We start from the raw sequence: 4,569 nt of genomic DNA, 5'->3' as shown, positions 1-4,569 counted from the left end.
TTCTCGGTTTCGTTTTGAGCTTATCTTAATGACATTGCCCTCTTGGGTGTCTTTTCTGTATGCTCCATATGGAGGCGAACCGTGGCGATGCAAAACCGTTACCTACGGAAGCACCCGGCCCTATCGCAGACTGGCCAGCTTCTCCAAAAAGTCTGCCACGATTTCCAACGACGCTGTGTCGAAACTTGTCAACAATTCCATCGCTTTTTGATCCTTCTCCTGGTGGAATACCCGATGCAGGTCGGCCAATTCGGCACCGAGCGGAGTCACGGAGAAATAAATTTCTTTCAAGTTGTCCGGCAGCTGGGTTTTCCGGATCAGGCCATGATCCAGCAATTTACGGGTAATTTTGGAGACGGCCCCTTTCGTTATCTCCATATCGCGCGCGATATCGGCCCCTTTAATACCTTCATGCGTATTGATGACGTCCAAAACATGCAGGCTTGAGACGGAAAGTCGGGGCAGCAGCCTTTTTAGCCGGTCATCAGAGATGTGCTCCGTGAGCCAAAGCCGATCCTGGTCCTCGTCAGTTTCGCTGATGAGGATCCGGTACATTGACTTTTCGATACGGTTTTTGAGCTGTAGCAAATCATCATTCATATCTGGCATAAGGCAAGCCTACCTTTTTTCTTTTCATTATATCATGGTTTCCACGGAAACAATTTGACAGGATATCTTTTTCTTGTTATTATTGTTTCCATGGAAACCATTTAACAAAACACGGTCTTCATACAGCTTCTACAGAAACCATCTATTTGGAGGGAATTTTAATGAATGAGGTCATGCAAGTGATCCGCCAGCATCGCTCCATCCGTAAGTTTAAAAATATTCCGTTGACTGGCGAGCAAGTCGAAGCCATTGTCGATGCAGCGCAAATGGCACCGACTTCGGCGCATATGCAGCCGTTCTCGATCATCGGCGTTACCGATCAGAAACTGCGGAAGAAGATCGCAGTGCATTCGAAAAATCCATCGATTGAGGAATGCGGGTACTTTTTTATTTTTTGCATCGATCTTCATCGGATGATGTTGGCTGCCAGTCCGGACCAACAAGAAAAAATGGGTCGTAACCTGAGCTTCTCGTATTTTTACCAAACCGCTGTGCTGAGTGCCGCGCTTGCCTTGCAAAATGCCAATGTTACGGCCGAATCGATGGGGCTCGGAGCTGTTATTATCGGCGGAATTAACGAGGCCCTGCCTGCACTGGACGAATGGCTTGACCTGCCGGACTTCGTCATTCCTTTGGTCGGTCTTGCAGTAGGTGTTCCCGACGAGTTCCCCGAGCAAAAACCGCGGTTGCCACGGTCTGCCGTATTTTTTGAAAACCGGTATGATCCCGATCTTAAAGCAAAGGTCGAAAGATATGACCGGGAAATCGAGGAGTACTACGACGCGCGAACGAATAACAAACAAAAGGCAACCTGGTCCGGAAAATTCATCGCCATGCTGGATAAAGATTTGCCGTTGGGCGGGTATACGGAATACGTAAAAAGCAAAGGATTCGATTTGAAATAGTGAGAATTGTGTATAACGAGCATGTTGACCTTATCCTATAGCTTCTTATCCCTGAAACGCAAAATCCACAACCGGATTCGGTTGTGGATTTAACATATGTGCTTTTTATTGATTATGACTTCCGCACTGGTCTGATATACTTCCAAAACCGCTCCGGATTATGATAAAAGTAAATTATTCTACCGGGGGAAGTATCAAAGCAGTAACCGGTGCCTGCAAAATCAAAAGCCATTGCCTTTTCCATCTTTTCCTCCACACTACGATTTTCCTGCTCATAATCGAATGGCCCATGTTCAAAAACAATATACTCGGCTTCGGGAACATCAATCATAAGCATTTGTGGTGGTACTTCGCCTTTATAATCAAAAGGAAGACGTACACCATAACACTCTGTACGTGGAATACCCCAATCGCAGAGTCTGCCGTCCGGGTCATTAATGTACGCCATAATCTGACCGCTGCCGCTGTTAGATTCGCTCCCACCATCGTCATCCAATTTGCCCTTGATACTATCGAGTAAGCCGCAAATTGTTTCGCTGTCCTGTCCCGGAATAAGGCTTTGCTTTTGCCAAAAATCCCAATACCCATTACTCTCATAGTTTTTAATGTGCAAAAATTTGTGTGCGGGAATGGTTACAAAATAAATTTTAACATCGTCTGTAGATTTCATCATACCAATCTCTCCAAATCCGAAAAAGTAGCGGTCGAAAGGGTTTATTTTTGTACGAAGGGCGACAGGCATAGGCTTTTTTCGGTATTCACTTGGAGTTACACCATATGTTCCCTTGAAAGCTCTGGTAAAAGCTTCATGTGATGAAAAACCATAATCAAAAGCAATATCCAAAATACTTTTTTCACTATCCCGAACCTCTTTTAGTGCAAAGGCTAATTTTCTATGCCGCAGATAATCCCTAAATTGCATACCCGATATTTCCTTAAATTTTCTAGTAGTATGAAATTCGGAATAACCTAACTTGCGAGAAAGAAATCGTAGCGTTATTGCTTCGCCGTTACGATTTTTAATACACTCGTCAATTTCATCAACGATTATTTGGATTTGCTTGTGCCACTCGTACATTCTTCTGTTCACCTCGTTTCAACCACTCTATAGTCATTTTAGAGTAATGGAAATTGCATCGCTTGATCTTACTTGCGGAAAAGAGAGGATATATTTTATTCCTTAACTTGCCTAATATAAATTTTCAGCGCTTACATAATATCAAACACTAAGCACAGATAAGGAAACTACTCTGCCTTGGATAATATCAACGTTATCATTCAATGACATTTCAAACGTTTTGGTCCTAACCAAACACCAGCCCCCGCTTTATCAGCCAATCACGCAGGAAATATACCCCACCTAAGTAAACAAATACACTTTACTTCAAAGACTTTCCTTCCACAATGAAATAACTCTCATTGTTTCGAATTATCATATCCTATAGGCATACTTTTGCTTAGCACTATGTATACCATCAGAGACTGTCACTGGTTACAATAACAACACATGCTTCAATCCCAATCACAGCAGGACTTGTTAACCGCAATGCCCCCTGTTCCATCCTTTAAAAATGAAAAAAACACCCTCTCGGGTGTCTTTTTTTGTGTGCTCCATATGGAGGCGAGGGGAGTCGAACCCCTGTCCGAAGGCAACGCCACAAAGGTGTCTACGGGTGTAGTCACGGTTTTGATGTCACCCGAGTATCGCCCCGTAAACCAAATCGCTTTTATCTATAACATTCCTTCTACTCAACAGATCGCAAACATTTTATGTTGTGTACATTTTAATAGTACTTATTACCAAAAATGATATACTTGTAGGACTATATGAAAGGGGTTTATTCATAAAATGGATATGAGGCTACGTAGAAAATTTAAAAGTTTAACAAAGAAAAGCTCTAATGGGACAAGATTGTGTGATGGAAAGATGGCCTCTGATGATCCAGAATTAATCTTGGCATTATTAGATGTCTCCCAAGATTATGCTGGTTTTGTGCGTCAATTCAAAATGCACGATGCTATTAACATAGTTTTGGGATTGGATTTATACAATAAAGACAAACAAGCTAAAATGTATCCAGAATTCGCTTCATTTAAAAATCTAAATTTTAAAAAGGAAGTAGGAAGAATTGTTACAGTTGATTTCTTTGGACATTTCGGTACTGAGTTAGCTTATGAACATCCTGCGATTGTTTTAGGATCTGAAGGCTCCTCTGTATTAGTAGCTCCTCTTTCATCTCCTGCTTATGGACAAGGGCGTTCTTCTCACGTAGATTTAGACAAAGACTCAGGTATTGTTACACTTAACTCTGCTATACTATTAGAGAAGGTTAGATCTATTAGCAAAAATAGAATTTTAGCAAAGCACCAAAAACTAACTGGACAAATAATTTCACCAACAAATTTAACCTATGGAAAAGAAAAATTACAAGAAATCGACGAAAAATTGGCGAATTTATTAGTACCATATCACTATAAACGCTTCCAGCAAGCAATGCAGAATGTGAATAATTTGCAAGAACAGTACGAGAGAGATAAAGAACGATTACAATTAGTTTTGGAAAGAATAGAAACACAAGAGGAAGAAATTATATATTTAAAACAACAATTAGGACTTGAAATCACAAGTGCGTAAACACTTAAGACCCATTCATTACTCAGAAGATGGAATGTGTAACTATACGCTTGAAAAGAATACTGAAATGCGTTATAATTAATTTACATATTATCTTAGGTCTTGGACCAGCGTATTTATTACGCAACATTTAAACTGGCTTTAGGCCAACCGAAACCTTGATGGGCTCATTACCCACAAGGTTTTTATCTTTCTTAATGAGCGAGCTTAACCACTCATCAATCTTATCGTCATCTCTTATGCTTTAAGGGTCTGATATTAAAATTCACTCCAATTATTTCCTACAAAAATTTCACCTAGATAGTTTAAACAAAGCTATAAGTTTATAAGTTTATGTAAGACCTATTAGTTTGAAAATCAACAAAAAAAACACCCTCTCGGGCAATGTCATTAAGTTAAAGCATAGGTCCAAAAATTAAG

4 protein-coding genes are annotated in these 4,569 nt (G+C 40.6%); 2 read left to right on the top strand and 2 right to left on the bottom strand.

The features are described from left to right. Positions 1 to 120: 120 nt before the first annotated feature. The gene (locus EJP82_RS27660) at positions 121 to 609 is read right to left on the bottom strand and encodes a MarR family transcriptional regulator (RefSeq protein WP_127195298.1); all 489 of its coding nucleotides are present in this window, start codon (positions 607 to 609) and stop codon (positions 121 to 123) included. A 161-nt stretch (positions 610 to 770) separates the two neighbouring features. Here EJP82_RS27660 and EJP82_RS27655 point away from each other — a divergent pair, with 161 nt between their 5' ends. Then, positions 771 to 1,514 (top strand): NADPH-dependent oxidoreductase, encoded by a 744-nt coding sequence (locus EJP82_RS27655; RefSeq protein WP_127195297.1) that lies wholly within the window; start codon positions 771 to 773, stop codon positions 1,512 to 1,514. Positions 1,515 to 1,626: 112 nt separating this feature from the next. On the opposite strand, the gene EJP82_RS27650 is transcribed toward EJP82_RS27655, so the two are convergent. Next, positions 1,627 to 2,592 (bottom strand): helix-turn-helix transcriptional regulator, encoded by a 966-nt coding sequence (locus EJP82_RS27650; protein WP_127195296.1) that lies wholly within the window; start codon positions 2,590 to 2,592, stop codon positions 1,627 to 1,629. A 771-nt stretch (positions 2,593 to 3,363) separates the two neighbouring features. Here EJP82_RS27650 and EJP82_RS27645 point away from each other — a divergent pair. Then, positions 3,364 to 4,149 carry a type II toxin-antitoxin system PemK/MazF family toxin gene (locus EJP82_RS27645; protein WP_127195295.1) on the top strand — a complete coding sequence of 262 codons (786 nt, stop codon included), beginning with the start codon at positions 3,364 to 3,366 and terminating at the stop codon, positions 4,147 to 4,149. Positions 4,150 to 4,569: the final 420 nt, after the last annotated feature.

This window comes from Paenibacillus anaericanus (assembly GCF_003994475.1).
Taxonomy (GTDB): Bacteria; Bacillota; Bacilli; order Paenibacillales; family Paenibacillaceae; genus Fontibacillus; species Fontibacillus anaericanus.
Note: the sequence above shows the minus strand (reverse complement) of the source record. Positions and strands in the feature narration are given on the sequence as shown.

Coding starts and splice junctions, on each gene's coding strand:
- EJP82_RS27650 (WP_127195296.1), bottom strand. CDS start 2,592: ATGTACGAGTGGCACAAGCAAATCCAAATAATCGTTGATGAAATTGAC.
- EJP82_RS27655 (WP_127195297.1), top strand. CDS start 771: ATGAATGAGGTCATGCAAGTGATCCGCCAGCATCGCTCCATCCGTAAG.
- EJP82_RS27645 (WP_127195295.1), top strand. CDS start 3,364: ATGGATATGAGGCTACGTAGAAAATTTAAAAGTTTAACAAAGAAAAGC.
- EJP82_RS27660 (WP_127195298.1), bottom strand. CDS start 609: ATGCCAGATATGAATGATGATTTGCTACAGCTCAAAAACCGTATCGAA.